The organism is Koromonas soli (genome assembly GCF_059726265.1).
Map to the genome: position 1 here is coordinate 4352592 of NZ_AP040872.1, position 15065 is coordinate 4367656.

The window sequence follows — 15065 nt, forward strand, 5'->3', positions numbered from 1 at the left end:
TATTCCGTTTTTCGCGTGGAGTTGAACTCTGCTTAACACTGCCATCAGTCGCGGCGATCTGACCGACACTTTCAATGTTCAGAGTAGTGTCAGAGACGGTTGAGCCCTGGCTTCCTTGTCTCGTGGCGACCTCATCGGGCCTCTTCTTGTCGGAGATGTCCCGGGTGGCCGAGAGCAGCTCGTCACGATTGAGTTCGGAGGTTGCAATCGGTGCAGCTCCGGACCCAAATATCTCAGATGGGAGTGTCGCTGAAGGGATGTTGCGTTGAATGACGTCTGAATTTACGTTCGGTAAATTGTAGATTGCATCAGGCGACCCAGTCGGTGACGTGGGGAGCTCGGGTGCGCTCTCTGTCTTTTTGATTGTATCTGCGATATCTTGCGTCTGCTGCACTCCTGACGTCGTTCCTGCACTGAGCGCGGGATCGCAGAGGATTACTGTGGGTTGGGTAGAAATTAACAACGAGGATAGGAGCGGTACTTCGCTGCATTCCGAATGTTTGTCGGACATACGCTCAGACTTGGCTGGCGCCTCACGTGTCTTCTGACTCTTGCTTGCTCGTTCTTTCGAAGCAGTAGGCGTAGGTTCGCATTCAGCATGGGCGAGTGCATCGGCGTCGCGCTGGTCAGTGAGGGTGAAAACGCCGGAATTCTTTATTACGAGCGGGAGATCTGCTTTCGTAGGCACTGGGGGATTTGGGGCTTGCGACACGGATGTTGCGCTAATGCCGGTTGTTGCTGCTTCCGCGCCGGCGTCCTGCAACATTAGTCGGAAGTCGCATCCATCCGCGCCGGCCGGCTGCGCGTTTTCCGGGGTTCCAAGTGCATTTCCTGCTGAGAGTGTCGCGCGGATTGGTGAGGTACTCATGCGTTGTGTGTGGATGCACGTCGGAGGCCAGTTCTGGCGCCGTTAGGTTAGATTATTGTCATCGATCCGCTCACGTCTTAATCCCTCCATGCTTGAGAGATTCTTGGAATGGCTGATCTTCGCAAGAAAAATCTCGTCCAATCTTGATTGTTCGCTGCGCGCCTGCTCGCAAGTGAACTGGGCGAGCGCACGCTCCCTCAGAGTGTGTAATGTTTCGCAATCGCGACGGCTACGCAGGTAAGCAGCTTTTAATTGTGAGACAGTAAGTTCGTGCGCATGTTTCTGGCATTCGCATTCAGCTATTGCTTTTCGGGACTGATGCAGAACGGATTGAACGAATTGGAGCTCTGCGGCGGGCATCTCTCCAGTCGGCGAGGACGTTTTCAAAGTCTCTCGTGCCCAATTCTCTGCGGCGGCTAACTGTTGTTCAAGGTTTCTCATTTGCAAGAGGGCTCGCTCGAGCCGCTGACGGGCCTGGTGCTCTAGCAGTCGACGTACCCTTAGCACGCCGTCGAGTTCGAACTCGAATCGCATCAGTCCTCCAGCGCAAGCAAGGCGTCGATTGTCGCTTGCAATTCTGGACGTTCTGCCGAGCCCTGACGCGCGAATGCTCGCAGCTTAGGGACAACGTTCATCGCGCGATCAAGATCGGGATCGGATCCTTTCTGATATGCACCAATACGGATGAGATCCTCCGACCGCGCGTAGTGCGCAAGCAGTCGTCGCAGTCGCTGCGCCTTCGCGAGGTGATCGCGGGAGCACACCGCCGGCATCAGACGACTGAGACTGTCGAGTAGCTGGATGGGAGGATACTGTCCGGCAGAAGTTAACTTACGGTCAAGCAGGATGTGACCGTCCAGAAGGGAGCGAACGGCATCGACGACCGGGTCCATCTGATCGTCTCCCTCCATCAGCACTGTGTAGAACGCTGTGATGGAACCGCTGTGGAAGTTCCCGGCTCGCTCCACCATCCGCGACAGCATTGCAAATACTGAGGGCGTGTAGCCCTTTGCCGTTGGCGGTTCGCCTGCAGCCAGCCCAATCTCGCGCTGCGCCATAGCGAAACGGGTGACAGAGTCGAGCACGAGTAAAACATGCTTGCCGCTATTCGCAAAATGTTCAGCAATCGAGTGAGCTGATTGTGCAGCGCGGAGACGCAGCAGCGGAGACTGGTCAGAAGTTGAAACGATGACAATCGAGCGCTTGCGTCCTTCCTCTCCTAACGCGTCTTCCAGAAACTCTCGAACCTCGCGTCCGCGTTCGCCAATCATTGCAACTACTGTGAGATCGGCCGAAGTACCACGCGCCATCATTCCCATCAGCGTGCTCTTGCCGACGCCGCTGCCGCCAAATATTCCAATTCGCTGTCCTCTCCCGCAGGTTAGAAATGCATCGATGGCCCGAACACCTGTGCCCAGGGCAGAGGCAATCGGTTCGCGGTCAAATGGGTCCGGCGCATCGCGGGATATTTCCATCTCCTCGCCGCCGAGTAAAGGCCCGCCGCCATCGAGGGCCCGCCCGCGCGCATCCACCACTCTTCCGATCATCTGCTCGGAAACGCGAATGCTGGGTCGCGCTTCCCGGGTGGAAATCGGATCTCCAAACCTTACGCCATTCGCGGGCTCAAGCGGCATCGAGAGGACCGTGTGTCCGTGGAATCCAATGACCTCTCCTTCCACTATGTTTCCGTCGTGATCGCGAATCATGCAGCAGTCTCCCAATGCACAATGCGGCCCGTTGGATTCGATCACACCAGCAATGGCTTTTGAAACTCGTCCGCTCCACCTGCGCAAAGGGAGAGTTGCAAGTGCCTGATGATAGTTGTCGAGAATCATTGCACGCGAGCCGAAATGGGTTCACCCGAAGCAGGCCGTCGCGATAGCAAGTCAAAGAATCCGCGCTCGATTTCCTTTATCTCGGCGTCAAAGTCGAGAGTTGTTGATCCGAGATCAGTCTCTATACGGACGGCGCCTGCAGGCATGAGTTTGTCGGCTTCGACCGTGACGTTACGAGCCATTGCAACTGCGGCATTCTGCCAATAACCAAGGCTTTCGATTGACACTCGAAGGCGCACGTTGGTTGCCGCGTCAAGCCTTTCAAGCTGGTAGTGAACCAACCCGGCGAGTAGCTGAGGATCGACCTGTACTTCGCGGTGCAGGAGTCTCTTTGCAATCGCTAGAGCCAGGCCTACCACTTCCGATTCTGCTTGGCGGAAATATTCATCACGCCTCTTCGCGAACTGCTCGATGGCCTGTGTAACTTCCGCGCGCACACGTTGAAGTTGTTGAGTTGCCTCAAGCTCCACCTGCGCGTTGATCGCGCGACGTTCCTCCTCGAGTCGCTGCGCATACGCAGCCGCCTCTCTTGCTGCACTTTCGTTTGCGCTTGATTCGGCGCTGCCGAGGTCCTCGCACAATTCGTGTTCTGAGGGCTCTGGGATTGAAGCGCCTTCCTCTTGATAGATGAGTGCAGGATAGGAGCTTCGAGTGACATCGATGGAAGTGGACGGAAACAGATCAGACGACGAGTTCATCTTCGCTCTCCTGTTTTAGTTGCATCTTCCCTTGGGCCTCCAGCTTGCGTGCGATCGACACGCACTCCTGTTGTGCCTTGAGTACGTCTTTGGCGCGTACTGGGCCAAGCGTATCCATGTCCTCCTTCAGCATCTCGACCGCACGAGAGGACATCGATTTGAAGAGATGATCGCGAAGCTGAGTGGATGCTCCCTTCAAAGCCTGCGCTAGAGTCTTCTTGTCCAGTTGAGACAGGAGTTCGCGGATACCGACCTCGGGCACCCCCAACAGGTCGTCGAAGGTGAACATCAGATTGCGAATGCTCATTGCCAGCTTGGCGTCATCATGTTCAATCACTTCCAGTATCCCTTTTGCCGAAGCCGGATCCATGCGGTTCAGCAGGTCGGCCACTCCCTTGAAGCCAGCGTACGCGCGGCGGCTCTGCTCGCCGAGAGCTTGTAGCCGGCGATGAAGAACGACGGAAACCTTTTGCGCCATTTCGGGTGAGAACTGGCGCAATTCGGCGAGGCGCTTCACGGCTGCTGCTCGCGTTTCCTCCGTGAGCTTCATTAGCAAGGCGGACGCCTGCTTGGGATCGAGGTGTGCCATGATGAGCGCAATTGTCTGCGGGTGCTCGCCTTGCAAAAACTTTGCGAGTTGTTGCGGATCGGCTTTCTGCAACGAATCAAGTTGACTGGCACTAAGTTCCTGCGCACGACTCACCGCCTCGAGCATTGCCCGCGCACCTTCTTCACCCAAGGTTTTTATCAGCAATCTTTCCGCGTATTCCGTGCCGCCCTGGGCAATGTATTCCTGCGTGATTGCAATGTTGTGATACTCGTTGAGAATCGCGGTGGCTTCTTCGGGATTGATGGTTCCCATCTCCGAGATTTCCTGAGTCACTTTCTGTAACTCAGTCTCATTCAGATTTCTGAAAATCAGGCTCGCCACCTCTTCGCCGAGCAGCACCAGGAGAATTGCGGCCTTGCGAATTCCCGAGTTTGAAGCAGGGAGTGATGGAGCTATCATCGCCGCTCACCATCGCGAATCCAGCTTTGGATCAAGCGTGAAGCTGACGCTGGCTCTTTCTTCACTCGGGTGGCAATCTCATCTTTCAGACGCGTCAGCTTAGGACGCTCGCCGCCTTCAAGTTCCTCGCCTCTTGCGCCTGAGTCCAGTGTAGAGACAGAGCCTGATGTCGCAGAGAACTGCGCACGCGCGTTCTGTTGGCCGATACTGAGTGACCGGATCACTTGTTTCTTCACCGGCCTGAGAATGACCACATACGTTAGCAAGAGAATCAGCAGCAATGCTGCAATCCGCACATAACTGCTCCATCCGATCAAAGTGGTGCGAATCCTTTCGACCCTGCCCGGAGCAGAGGAAACATCCGCTGGTGAAACTTGGAAGCTGAGGTTTTGAACCGTCAGGATGTCGCCCCGCGTGCTGTCGAACCCTACCGAGGCTTTCGCGATGTCCTCAATGCTCTTTAATTCTTCTGGAGAACGCTTCTGGCGCATGATGGCTTTGTTGCTCGGGTTGTAGTTGTCGTCCACGAGCACGGCAACTGCGAGCCGTTTCAGGCGCCCCGCCGGCTGTGTCGAGTGCCTCACTATTTTGTTCACCCCGTAGGTGCCGTTCTCAGATTTCGAGAGGGATACGTTCTCTCCAGAAGCTGTTTTGGCTGCCGTGCCGCCACCAGGTACATTAGAGGCCGTTCCCGCCGCGCCGCCCGGTTGTGGCATGCCGTTCGACTCCGCGGTGCGCTGCATTGTGAGTGCGACCGTCTTCTCCGGGTCGTAGCTCTCTTCCTGTTCTTCGACTGTGCTTGGATCGAACTCGGCATGAACCGTGGCTCGTACGTGGTCGGGGCCGACGACCGACGCGAGAGTCTCTATGAGTCGGGCGGCCAGAACCTCTTCCGCCGAGCGCTCCTCGCTGGTCAGTTGGGCAGTTGCATCGTTCGACCGCTCGCCGGTTTCGGCATCCACGACGGTGACGTTTTGCGGTTCAAGCTTGTCCACGGCGCTTGCCACCAATCGTTGCACTGCGATTCGCATGGAGGCGGAGAGATGATGATCTTTGAGCTTCAAAGTCACGCCGGCTTTTGCCTGCCGCTCCTGTCCGGAGTAGATTGAGTCTGGCGGCATCACAATGTGAACTCGTGCCGCTGCCACGCCGCTCATGCTCTGAATTGTTCGTTCCAGTTCGCCCTCAATCGCACGCTGATAATTCACCTTGTCATCGAAGTCGCTTGTGGCCCAGTTTGTCTTATCGAATATCTCAAATCCCAGGCGTCCGCTGTGAGGTGCGCCTTGCGAAGCAATCTCGAGACGAGCCGTGTCCAGTTGGTCGGTAGGTACGAGCACCGATCTGCCATCTGGCGAAAGCTGGTAACGAATGTTCTTTGCAGCAAGCCGCTGTCCTAGAGATTGGGCATCTGCGGGTTCCATGTTTGAGTACAGCGAGGTCATCTCTGGTGCAGAAAGCAGGTGTACGAACGTAAACAGCACAACAGCCACGAGCAGCGCTCCGCCGCCCAGCAACATGCGTTGTCGCGGTGTGAGACTCGATACAAAGTCGCGCAATTGTGCGACGACTTGCCCGAAGCTTTTCGATTCACTCATAGCACTCGCTTAGAACTGTAGGCGTGATATTTCCTGGTAAGCATTCACTACTTTGTTGCGGACTTGAAGCAGAAGATCAAATGCGAGCGTAGCCCGTTCTACTGCTAGCGTCGCCGAGTGAACGTCCTGACCGTTTCCTGCGATCAGGCTTGAAACCTTCTGTTCGGCGGATGCCTGTAGATCATTCACCTGGTCGACTGCTGAGCCGAGCGTAGTCGCAAAATCGCCGCCTCCTGCCGGGGCGATGCCTGTTGTTACTGCGGCTGGTGAAATGCTGCCCAGTGATGCCGGGGTGATGCCCATGAATGCGCTCCTCTTTATTTCAGTAGTTCGATTGATTGCTGAATCATCTGCTTTACGGCCTGTATTGCCGAGGCATTCATCTGGTACGCGCGTGCGGCTCCCATGAGATCGGTCATTTCAAGCACAGGGTTGATATTCGGATAAGCCACAAAGCCATTACTGTCTGCATCGGGATGGGATGGCTCATAACGCATCACGGGCGCAGCATCGTCGGAAACGATCGAGCGCACTCTGACTCCGCCCGGTTTGCCAGCTGATGTAATCGACTGCCCGGCACCTGCCAACTGCATGCGAAAGCTTGACGGAGCCGTACTTTGGAACACGACTTCTTTACGCTTGTACGGCCCGCCCTCCGCCGTATGCGTGCTCTCGGCGTTCGCCATGTTGCTGGCCACTACTTCCGCTCGCGTCCTTTCCGCACTCAGACCTGAAGCGCTGATTTCCATCACGCCAAACAGATTCATTGCGAAGCTCCTTCATGAATGGCCGCGCTCAGGCGATGAATTTCTGACTTCATCAACGCCACTCCGGTCTGAAACTGCAACTGAGTTTGCGCGAGTGCAAGGCCCTCGCGATCCATGTTCACGTTATTGCCGTCAGGGCGCTCGGTGAGTCCATTCACTTCCGCTACCCGTGGCTTTGCGGCTTGGGTGTCGTCGCTCATTAACGCAGCGAGCTGACTTTTGAAGTCGATGTCGCGTGCGCGGTAGCCAGGAGTATCGATATTGGCGATATTCTCGGCGATGACTCCGCCACGGTATGCGGTCATGTCAAGAAGATGGCTCAATTTCCCCATCATCGGCGTGTCGATCAGATTCATTGCAAGCTCCAGTTCTCCATTGCCGGTTGGAATAGCGCGCTATCGAGCTGCCCCGCGTCGGTATAGTGGAGGTCTTGCAACAATGCAAGACAGGTCTCATCGCGGCACATCAGGTGCGACAGATGATGTACATCAAGCAGACCGTCATGCGCCTGCAGCAGCAAGCGTCGCAGAACCGACCGAAGCTCAGTCACGTTCCCCGGCCACTCGTATCGGCAAAACCTGTCTATCAGCGCCTGGGAACAGCGAATGCGTTCGAATGGTGATGCATTGCGGAGAAATGCATCGGCGATTGCGCGAATATCTTCTGCGCGCTCGCGTAGGGCCGGTACTCGTACACGGAGCAGCAAGGCCGCCAGATCCGGCTGCAGTGGAAGCGCGTTGCTGAACGACGGCGCACAGGTCATCAGCAACTGGATCGCGTTGTGTCGTCCGCTGGCTCTGTATTGATCGAGTGCTTCTGCCAGTCTTTTCTGTGTTTGCAGCGGCAGCAGTTCGGCATGCAGCAGCAATAGCCCGCCTCCGGCAGCGAGGTTCAACTTGCCAATCTGAATCGTGTTCTGGGCTACGCGGGAAGCTTGCTTTCCAAAGAGCAAAGACTCCGCTCCATCAGCTCGGAACATCCGGCAATCCATCGTGAACAGCGACCGGCATCCGGGCCGACGCCTATTCCAAGCGCTTCGCGCCAGCATCCGTCTTCCGGTTCCAGACTCGCCTTCAACCACGAAATGACGCCCCATCTCTACGGCGTCAATCGCTTGAATTGCGGCCATCCGCAGTGATGCATTGCAGCCAACAATTTCAGGAATGACTTGCCAGTCGTTCATCGAATGACCTCAACAGAATTTCTACGTTGGTTCCCAAACCCATGTGCACGAGCAGTGCCACGCTCTCCGTAAATAGCTAAGAAGTTTTTGATAAATTGCGAATCGAACCTATGGGTTTGCGCAGCATTATGTGCGCAGGGGTAATCACCGGCTGTCCATCCGAGAGCACAAACGCCCGCTCGATTACATTGCGCAGTTCGCGAACATTTCCGGGCCACTCATGGGTCTTGAGCTTTTCCTCCGCATCAGCACTGAGTTCGAATTCGGTGTTTCCTGAAAAGCGGGAAAGAAAGTGGCGGGCCAGCAAAGGTATATCCTCCGCTCGGTCGCGTAGCGGCGGAAGCTCGACCGGAAATACAGAGAGGCGGTAGTACAAGTCTTCACGGAATAGCCCTTCTTCGACGCGCTTTTCAAGATCGACATTCGTTGCTGCAACAACCCGGACGTCGAGCTTGAATACATCGCTGGTTCCCAGTCGCTGCACCTCGCCGCATTCGAGAAAGCGCAGCAGTTTCGATTGGCTGGCGAGCGGTAGCTCTCCAATTTCGTCGAAGAAGATAGTTCCTCCGTGCGCGGCGTGAATCTTTCCAAGCCGTGCCTGCACTGCTCCGGTGAACGCTCCGCGAGTGTGGCCGAATAGCTCAGCCTCGACTAATGCTTCCGGGATCGCAGCGCAATTCACCGTGACGAACGGCTTGTCGGCCCGTGCGCTCAGTTTGTGAATCGCCTCGGCAACCAGTTCTTTCCCCACGCCGGTCTCTCCTGTTACGAGCACAGCCGTTTCATGGCGCGCCACTTTACGAACGTTCGAGGCCAGTTGCCGCATGAGGCTCGTCGTGCCTATCATCCCGGGCAGCGGCATAGAGTCCGCACTCGAAACCGCCCTGCTGGATGGAGCTGGTAAAAAGCCCTGTCCCTGGCGGTTGAATTCGCTAAACCACTCATAGGCTGCCGCCGCACGGAAGTCCTCAGCGATCTCGATTTGTTCACTTTCACTATCGAGTAGCACGACGTCCGTTCCCGGAAATTGCTGCTCCACAACACCAATGAGCTCTTCGCTATTCAGGTCCGGCAGATCGCGATCGAGTATCACGATACGTGCCCCCCGCTTTTCCATCAGGTATAGTGCCTCCGCTCCTGACGTTGCTTCCATCGCGCAGGTGAACTGGCTCAGGTGAGTTGTGAGCCGACTGCGTGTATGCGTATTCGGCGTAGCAATCAGAATCGAAGGGGTGGATCGAGGTAAGGGAAGCATGTTCGGTGCGGCGGTCATCGGATCGTTCACAGCCTCATTCTTTGAAAGAGATTAGTGCGACGTTAAGATCTGCTTATCTATGTAAGTGATTGCCTGATACTGCCGATACGAATGCTCGCGAAACGCAACCGAAGTCTGGCCGTGCTCCAGGCGAATGTCGCTTCCTCCGGCGAATTGCAGCAACTTCAGGCATAGTTTCTTTCGTTGCCCTTGCGGCATGCCGGGCCGTATCTGAAGAATGGCACCGTCTTCACAGCTTCGCAGGTCGATGCAGATCTCGTTGCCCGGCACGGCGGCTGCGAGCATTTCATCTAAGATCACAAACATAGCCCGCCTGAAACTTGGCTCATTGCATTGGATCTTTGAGGCTTCGGCCAGAATGGAGACTCGCACGTCCAGCGCCTCGGCGACGATGTTCATTTCTTCCACGCAGCTCTGCAATATTGTGTGGCCTTCGCGTGAGGCAAGCGGCGGAGCATCTTCGAGATTCGACAGTTCGCGGAATACAGCGAGATCCTGCATGAGCCTGTCTATTAGGTCGAGGCAATCCTCCAGCGCACGTTGTGCCGTTTCCTTATCCGGATCCTTGCTCAATGCAAATTCCACAGTGCCGCGCAGTGCAGTGATCGGCTGAGCCAGCATGTGAAACGTTTCGCTAATGAACTCGCGCTCGCGGCTCATGCGACCTCGCTTGGCCTGTCACTTAGTTCATATCCGACGCCACGCACGGTATGTATGAGTCGTGAGATTGCTCCATCGTCGATCTTCTTGCGCAGATAATTGATGTACACGTCAACGACGTTCGTGCTTGTGTCGAAGCTGACGTTCCAGACGTGCTCGATGATCATCGAACGGGTGATGCGCCTTCCAGCATTCCGCATCAGGTATTCGAGCAGCGAGAATTCTTTAGCCGTGAGTTCGATACTCCGTCCAGCGCGTACTACCTTGCGCTCGACGCGATCAAGATGAAGATCCGCAACCTGTAGCACCGATTCCACGGTTGGACGCCCGCGCCGCAGTAGCGCGCGTACCCGGGCGGAGAGCTCCGAGTACGAGAAAGGTTTGTTGATGCAATCGTCGGCACCACTATCAAGGGCCTGGATCCGGTCTTCGACTCGAGGACGGGCGGTAAGTACAAGCACAGGAACCTGCGGCTTGTTCGGGCGCAGACTCCTTAATGCTGATATGCCATCCATTTTGGGGAGATTCAAGTCAAGCACCAGCAGGTCGTAATCAATTTCATTGGCCATCAGTGACCCCTGCTCGCCATCCAGGGCAACTTCCACGGCGTAATGTTCGGCTTCGAGACCCTTGCGAATGTAGGAAGCAAGCGCCGCGTCGTCTTCTATCACGAGGATTCGCATTACTGAGAACTCCGAGTGTCTTGCTGACTGCCTAAGGATTACGCGGGGGCGCGGCAGTTGTTTAGGAAACAATGAGTTTTTCGAGGCTTACCAATGAGTGTTACTTCCCGTTCCGGTCTCATTTCCCAATGCGAGCGGTTAGGGATGGCATGTACCTCTTTGGGGTGGAGTGGCAGCGAGCAACAAACCTTCCGCAACAATTTGCGACCTTAGGCCTGAGAGGGATTAAGGGCAAAAACGTGTGACCTAGTAGCTCAACCCGATTGTGAGCGATTGTATTGAAAACTATGCTGATTCCATCCCGCAGTGTGAGGCGTTTCCGGCATTCATGGATTCAACGAGTTCAAAGCATCGCGCACACCCGTCCCTGCTCCGGCAGGTATTGAAGGTATCGCGCCCCTGCTGGCCACACTTGGTCGGAATCAGTTTGCTATGTTTACTCTCGGCCCCGGCAACTCTGCTTGCGCCGCTTCCGCTCAAAATCGCGGTGGACAGCGTTCTCGGGACGCGGACATTGCCGGTGTGGCTGCAAAGGCTCCCGTGGCCCCACCGCTGGCTCACGGTTCCCAATGGCGGACTTGCCATCTGCGCGATATTGCTGTTGAGCATTGCATTGCTGAACTGTTTTCAATCGTTGCTAAGCTGGCTGCTTTCCACTTACACGGGTGAAAAACTCGTCCACGATTTCCGTGGACAATTGCTCTTCCACACGCAACGGCTAAGTTTGTCAGTACACGAGCGACGCGGCTCAAATGACATTGCTTATCGCATCCAGTACGACGCTCCGGCTATACAGAATGTGTTCTTACAGGGCATGGTGCCGATGCTGTCGTCGGCCTTCACGTTCGTTGCCATGTTGTTGGTCACGATGCGTATCAGTTGGCACATAGCGTCCATTGCTGCCGTACTCTCGCCTGTACTGTTTGTTCTCGCCCGCAATTCAAGCCGCAAAGTTCGTGAGGGTTATGACGAAGTTCGCGAACTAGATAGCTCCGCCATGCTGGTGCTGCACGAAGCTCTGAGTTGTCTGCGGGCGGTGAAAGCATTCGGGCAGGAGGCATACGAAGACGAACTCTTCCGTCGTAAATCGCGTCAGCGCATGAGCGAGCAGGTGAAACTCGCGTCGATACAGGCAGGCTTCCATGTGCTCATCGGTTTCTGCGTCGCGCTCGCGGCCGCGGTTGCACTTGTCATGGGCGTGACCGAGGTGCGGCAGCACATGATGACCGTCGGCGAGTTCTTGCTCGTAATGGCCTACATGGCGCAACTCTACGAGCCGCTTCGCACTATGAGCACCAAAATTCCGGAACTGCAGTCGTCAATCTCAAGCCTGCATCGCGCATTCGCGCTGCTAGAAGAAACGCCCGAACTGCAGGATGTGCCCCCAGCCAAGGCCCCCATTCGCGTTGAAGGTGAAGTAGAGTTCCGCAACGTTTCCTTCCAGTACACCACGGCAGGCCGCACGGTGCTCAATGACATCTCATTTCACATCCGTCCCGGCATGCGCGTAGGAATTGTCGGCCCGAGCGGTTCGGGCAAAAGCACGCTGGTTAATTTGCTAACTCGCTTCTACGATCCTACGGACGGCGCCATTCTCGTTGATAGCAAGGATCTGCGCGAGTACAGTCTCTCCGAACTGCGCCAGCAGTTCTCTATCGTGCTGCAGGAACCCATGTTGTTCTCCACCACCGTGGCTGGGAACATCGCATATGCCAATCCGCAAGCCTCGCGCGCCGAAGTGATCGAAGCCTCGAAACTGGCGAATGCCCACGAGTTTATCGAGCGCCTACCCAAAGGCTACGACACCTTGATTGGCGACGGCGGCACACGACTTTCCGGCGGCGAGCGTCAGCGGTTAGCGATTGCGCGCGCATTTCTCAAGAACTCGCCCATGCTGCTCCTCGACGAGCCCACCAGCGCCGTAGATATTCGTACTGAGCAACTCATCATTGAAGCGCTCGAAAAACTGATGAGCGGACGTACCACGTTCATGATTGCCCACCGTCTCAGCACGCTTGAAAGCTGCGATGCTGTACTCGTACTTCAGAATGGATCGTTGCTCAAGATCACGAATACGGTCGATGAAGCCAGAACTCATGTGCTAGCCTGCATGGCGCCGCGCTCGACCGAGATTTCCACGCCTGGACCGGTGCTCGTGCGTTACAAGAATGAAGGTCCTGCGCCCGCCTAGTTCTTTGTAGATGGCTCACCGACTCTGATACTTTCTTTAGTTATGAGTCAGCCGCCGAATCTGCTTCTTCTCAGCAGTTCCACCGTTTTTGGCACTGGATACCTCGACCACGCCGAGCAAGAGATTCGCAACACGCTGGGCGCCCGCAGCCGCGTGGTCTTCATTCCGTATGCTCTGGCCGATCGAGTTGCCTACGCGCAGAAAGCGATCACGCGTTTTGGTGCGATGGGCTTCGACTGCAAGTCTATCGAGGACCACGCTGATCCGGTGCGCGCGCTGGATGCCGCCGATGCTGTATTCGTCGGGGGAGGGAACACCTTCCGCCTTCTTAAGGCCTTGCACGAGCGGGAACTCATTGACGCCATCCGCAGTCGTGTCCATGACGGAATGATCTACATGGGCGCCAGTGCAGGATCGAATGTTGCAGGCCCGACGATGCGGACTACGAACGACATGCCCATCGTTGAGCCGCCCACGCTCGACGCTCTCAACCTGTTCCCATATCAGATCAATCCCCATTACATCGATCCCGAACCTGACTCCACTCACATGGGAGAGACGCGTGAAGAGCGCCTGCTGCAATATCTCGAGGAAAACGAGACACCGGTTGTTGCTCTGCGCGAGGGTTCGTATCTGCGCGTGAACGACGGGAAGATACATCTCAAAGGCAGCCGGGGCGCTCGCATCTTTAAGCGGGGTGGCGAGCCCTTCGAGATCACGCCTCCCGCGGAGATCGTCATCTAAACTTCACTCGTTTGCTGAATTTCACCTTGCTAGGAGCGCAATCTGAAGAGTGTACGCAAGATTGGCGTGATCGCGCTTGCCGCGGCGACTTATTCCATGGTCGCCGGAGGCCCGTTCGGGCTGGAAGAAATCGTAGGCAGCAACGGATACTCACGCGCCATTCTGATCCTTTGCCTTACGCCTGTGCTTTGGGCTCTGCCCGTGGCGCTCATGGTGAGCGAACTTGCGTCCGCGCTGCCGGAAACAGGAGGCTCCTACATCTGGGTACGCCGTGCCATGGGGCCTTTCTGGGGATTTCAGGAGTCCTGGCTCACCTTCGCCGGAAGCATCTTCGACATGGCGATTTATCCTCTTCTTTTCTCCGCCTACCTATCTCACCTCCTGCCAGCACTTGGCAAAGGTGGCACACCGTACGTGATGGGCATCTTCATGATTGCCGTCTGCGTAATCATGAACCTATTTGGTACGGACTTCGTCGGACAGGGATCAATCGCATTCGTCCTGCTTTTGCTTTCGCCTTTCGCACTGCTGCTCTGGCGTGGAGCCGTCTCTCCTCACCTTGCTGCTGCCGCACCTGTCGCGACGAAGTCAGACATGCTGGGTGGCGTTCTCATCGCAATGTGGAACTACATGGGTTTCGACAATGCCTCAACCATCGCCGGCGATGTTAAGAACGCCACAAAGACGTACAGCCGCTCCATGCTGTTTTCTCTTACTGCGATCGTTGTCACCTACATTGCGCCGATTCTCGCCCTATCGCATACGGGCCTTCCACTCTCGGCCTGGGAAACGGGCTCCTGGGTCAACATCGCAAATCTGTTTGGCGGCCAGCGCCTTGGCCTTTTCATGACTGCCGCCGGAGTCATCGCCGCGCTGAGCACGTTCAACGCCCTTGTCCTCTCGCTCTCACGACTACCGTATGCAATGGCGCGCGACGGCTTCCTGCCGCAAACGTTCGCAGTAGAAAATCGGTTCGGCGCCCCGTGGGTGGCGATCATTATCTGTTCCGCGCTTTGGGGGCTTGCCATGACGTTGGGCTTCGAAAAGACAGTGATGCTTGACGTCTTACTCACCGGCTTGAGCATCCTCCTGGAGTTCTCCGCGCTCGTCGCGTTGCGATGGAAAGAGCCGCAACTTCCGCGTCCGTTCCGTGTGCCGGGCGGCTTTCTCGGTTTGGTGACCTTGTGCACGCCTCCAGTGATCCTGATTGCCCTGTCCTGCGCGCGCAACCATGCGGAACGAATCGGCTCGGTGAACGCGCTGATCGTGGGAGTAGCGATCGTACTCCTTGGGGCCGTCCTGTACTGGTGCAGCAGGTTTGCCGTGGCTCGTTCCCGGCAAACTCAGGACGAGCCCTCGGTTTGACTCGTCGACTTCAGCCCATGTTTCAGTGTGTTTCAACGCCAGTTGCGTCTGAGCCACCTCGCCTGATAATCTACAGTCAATCAGTGATGTAGGCGCGTAGCTCAGTTGGTTAGAGCGCTACCTTGACACGGTAGAGGTCAGGAGTTCGAGTCTCCTCGTGCCTACCATTTCTTTTCTACAACTTGCGG

15 protein-coding genes and 1 tRNA gene are annotated in these 15065 nt (G+C 56.2%); 4 read left to right on the forward strand and 12 right to left on the reverse strand.

The features are described 5' to 3' along the window. Positions 1 to 910: 910 nt before the first annotated feature. The 12 genes from AC6IY8_RS19005 to AC6IY8_RS19060 form a co-directional block, all read right to left on the reverse strand. On the reverse strand, positions 911 to 1402 hold the full coding sequence (locus AC6IY8_RS19005; RefSeq protein ID WP_497776400.1) for a flagellar export protein FliJ: 492 nt from the start codon (positions 1400 to 1402) through the stop codon (positions 911 to 913). Next, entirely contained in the window at positions 1402 to 2703 is a 1302-nt protein-coding gene (locus tag AC6IY8_RS19010) for a FliI/YscN family ATPase (protein ID WP_497776402.1), read from the reverse strand. The genes AC6IY8_RS19005 and AC6IY8_RS19010 overlap by 1 nt, the downstream gene beginning before the upstream one ends. After that, positions 2700 to 3401, reverse strand: coding sequence for a FliH/SctL family protein (locus tag AC6IY8_RS19015; RefSeq protein WP_497776403.1), 702 nt, complete (start codon positions 3399 to 3401; stop codon positions 2700 to 2702). Before AC6IY8_RS19015 ends, AC6IY8_RS19010 begins: the two co-directional genes overlap by 4 nt. Beyond that, entirely contained in the window at positions 3385 to 4410 is a 1026-nt protein-coding gene (fliG, locus tag AC6IY8_RS19020) for a flagellar motor switch protein FliG (RefSeq protein WP_497776404.1), read from the reverse strand. Before fliG ends, AC6IY8_RS19015 begins: the two co-directional genes overlap by 17 nt. Further along, the gene (gene fliF / locus AC6IY8_RS19025; protein ID WP_497776405.1) at positions 4407 to 6008 is read right to left on the reverse strand and encodes a flagellar basal-body MS-ring/collar protein FliF; all 1602 of its coding nucleotides are present in this window, start codon (positions 6006 to 6008) and stop codon (positions 4407 to 4409) included. Before fliF ends, fliG begins: the two co-directional genes overlap by 4 nt. Before the next feature lie 9 nt (positions 6009 to 6017). Further along, on the reverse strand, positions 6018 to 6311 hold the full coding sequence (gene fliE, locus AC6IY8_RS19030) for a flagellar hook-basal body complex protein FliE (RefSeq protein WP_497776406.1): 294 nt from the start codon (positions 6309 to 6311) through the stop codon (positions 6018 to 6020). Positions 6312 to 6325: 14 nt separating this feature from the next. Further along, on the reverse strand, positions 6326 to 6775 hold the full coding sequence (gene flgC / locus AC6IY8_RS19035) for a flagellar basal body rod protein FlgC (protein WP_497776407.1): 450 nt from the start codon (positions 6773 to 6775) through the stop codon (positions 6326 to 6328). After that, complete coding sequence (locus AC6IY8_RS19040; RefSeq protein WP_497776408.1) at positions 6772 to 7131, reverse strand: flagellar basal body rod protein FlgB; 360 nt, start codon at positions 7129 to 7131, stop codon at positions 6772 to 6774. The genes flgC and AC6IY8_RS19040 overlap by 4 nt, the downstream gene beginning before the upstream one ends. Then, a complete protein-coding gene (locus AC6IY8_RS19045) occupies positions 7128 to 7958 on the reverse strand; it encodes an AAA-type ATPase lid domain-containing protein (protein ID WP_497776409.1) in 831 nt (276 codons plus the stop codon). Before AC6IY8_RS19045 ends, AC6IY8_RS19040 begins: the two co-directional genes overlap by 4 nt. Before the next feature lie 76 nt (positions 7959 to 8034). Next, positions 8035 to 9243, reverse strand: coding sequence for a sigma-54-dependent transcriptional regulator (locus AC6IY8_RS19050; RefSeq protein WP_497776411.1), 1209 nt, complete (start codon positions 9241 to 9243; stop codon positions 8035 to 8037). A 21-nt stretch (positions 9244 to 9264) separates the two neighbouring features. Continuing rightward, positions 9265 to 9894 carry an ATP-binding protein gene (locus AC6IY8_RS19055; RefSeq protein ID WP_497776413.1) on the reverse strand — a complete coding sequence of 210 codons (630 nt, stop codon included), beginning with the start codon at positions 9892 to 9894 and terminating at the stop codon, positions 9265 to 9267. Then, on the reverse strand, positions 9891 to 10577 hold the full coding sequence (locus tag AC6IY8_RS19060; RefSeq protein WP_497776414.1) for a winged helix-turn-helix domain-containing protein: 687 nt from the start codon (positions 10575 to 10577) through the stop codon (positions 9891 to 9893). Before AC6IY8_RS19060 ends, AC6IY8_RS19055 begins: the two co-directional genes overlap by 4 nt. Positions 10578 to 11004: 427 nt before the next feature. Between AC6IY8_RS19060 and AC6IY8_RS19065 the strand changes: the two genes are divergently transcribed. The 4 genes from AC6IY8_RS19065 (at position 11005) to AC6IY8_RS19080 (ending at position 15044) form a co-directional block, all read left to right on the forward strand. Next, positions 11005 to 12768: an ABC transporter ATP-binding protein gene (locus AC6IY8_RS19065; protein WP_497776416.1), complete on the forward strand. Its 1764-nt coding sequence runs from the start codon at positions 11005 to 11007 to the stop codon at positions 12766 to 12768. 42 nt (positions 12769 to 12810) lie between these two features. Then, positions 12811 to 13512, forward strand: a complete 702-nt coding sequence (gene pepE / locus AC6IY8_RS19070) for a dipeptidase PepE (protein WP_497776417.1) — start codon at positions 12811 to 12813, stop codon at positions 13510 to 13512. Positions 13513 to 13578: 66 nt separating this feature from the next. Beyond that, positions 13579 to 14877: an APC family permease gene (locus AC6IY8_RS19075; RefSeq protein ID WP_497776420.1), complete on the forward strand. Its 1299-nt coding sequence runs from the start codon at positions 13579 to 13581 to the stop codon at positions 14875 to 14877. Positions 14878 to 14967: 90 nt separating this feature from the next. Next, positions 14968 to 15044 (forward strand) — tRNA-Val (locus AC6IY8_RS19080). Positions 15045 to 15065: the final 21 nt, after the last annotated feature.

Bases quoted from the DNA above. Each gene is read 5' to 3' on its own strand.
- AC6IY8_RS19005 (WP_497776400.1), bottom strand. From the start codon at position 1,402: ATGCGATTCGAGTTCGAACTCGACGGCGTGCTAAGGGTACGTCGACTG.
- AC6IY8_RS19010 (WP_497776402.1), bottom strand. From the start codon at position 2,703: ATGATTCTCGACAACTATCATCAGGCACTTGCAACTCTCCCTTTGCGC.
- AC6IY8_RS19015 (WP_497776403.1), bottom strand. From the start codon at position 3,401: ATGAACTCGTCGTCTGATCTGTTTCCGTCCACTTCCATCGATGTCACT.
- fliG (WP_497776404.1), bottom strand. From the start codon at position 4,410: ATGATAGCTCCATCACTCCCTGCTTCAAACTCGGGAATTCGCAAGGCC.
- fliF (WP_497776405.1), bottom strand. From the start codon at position 6,008: ATGAGTGAATCGAAAAGCTTCGGGCAAGTCGTCGCACAATTGCGCGAC.
- fliE (WP_497776406.1), bottom strand. From the start codon at position 6,311: ATGGGCATCACCCCGGCATCACTGGGCAGCATTTCACCAGCCGCAGTA.
- flgC (WP_497776407.1), bottom strand. From the start codon at position 6,775: ATGAATCTGTTTGGCGTGATGGAAATCAGCGCTTCAGGTCTGAGTGCG.
- AC6IY8_RS19040 (WP_497776408.1), bottom strand. From the start codon at position 7,131: ATGAATCTGATCGACACGCCGATGATGGGGAAATTGAGCCATCTTCTT.
- AC6IY8_RS19045 (WP_497776409.1), bottom strand. From the start codon at position 7,958: ATGAACGACTGGCAAGTCATTCCTGAAATTGTTGGCTGCAATGCATCA.
- AC6IY8_RS19055 (WP_497776413.1), bottom strand. From the start codon at position 9,894: ATGAGCCGCGAGCGCGAGTTCATTAGCGAAACGTTTCACATGCTGGCT.
- AC6IY8_RS19060 (WP_497776414.1), bottom strand. From the start codon at position 10,577: ATGCGAATCCTCGTGATAGAAGACGACGCGGCGCTTGCTTCCTACATT.
- pepE (WP_497776417.1), top strand. From the start codon at position 12,811: ATGAGTCAGCCGCCGAATCTGCTTCTTCTCAGCAGTTCCACCGTTTTT.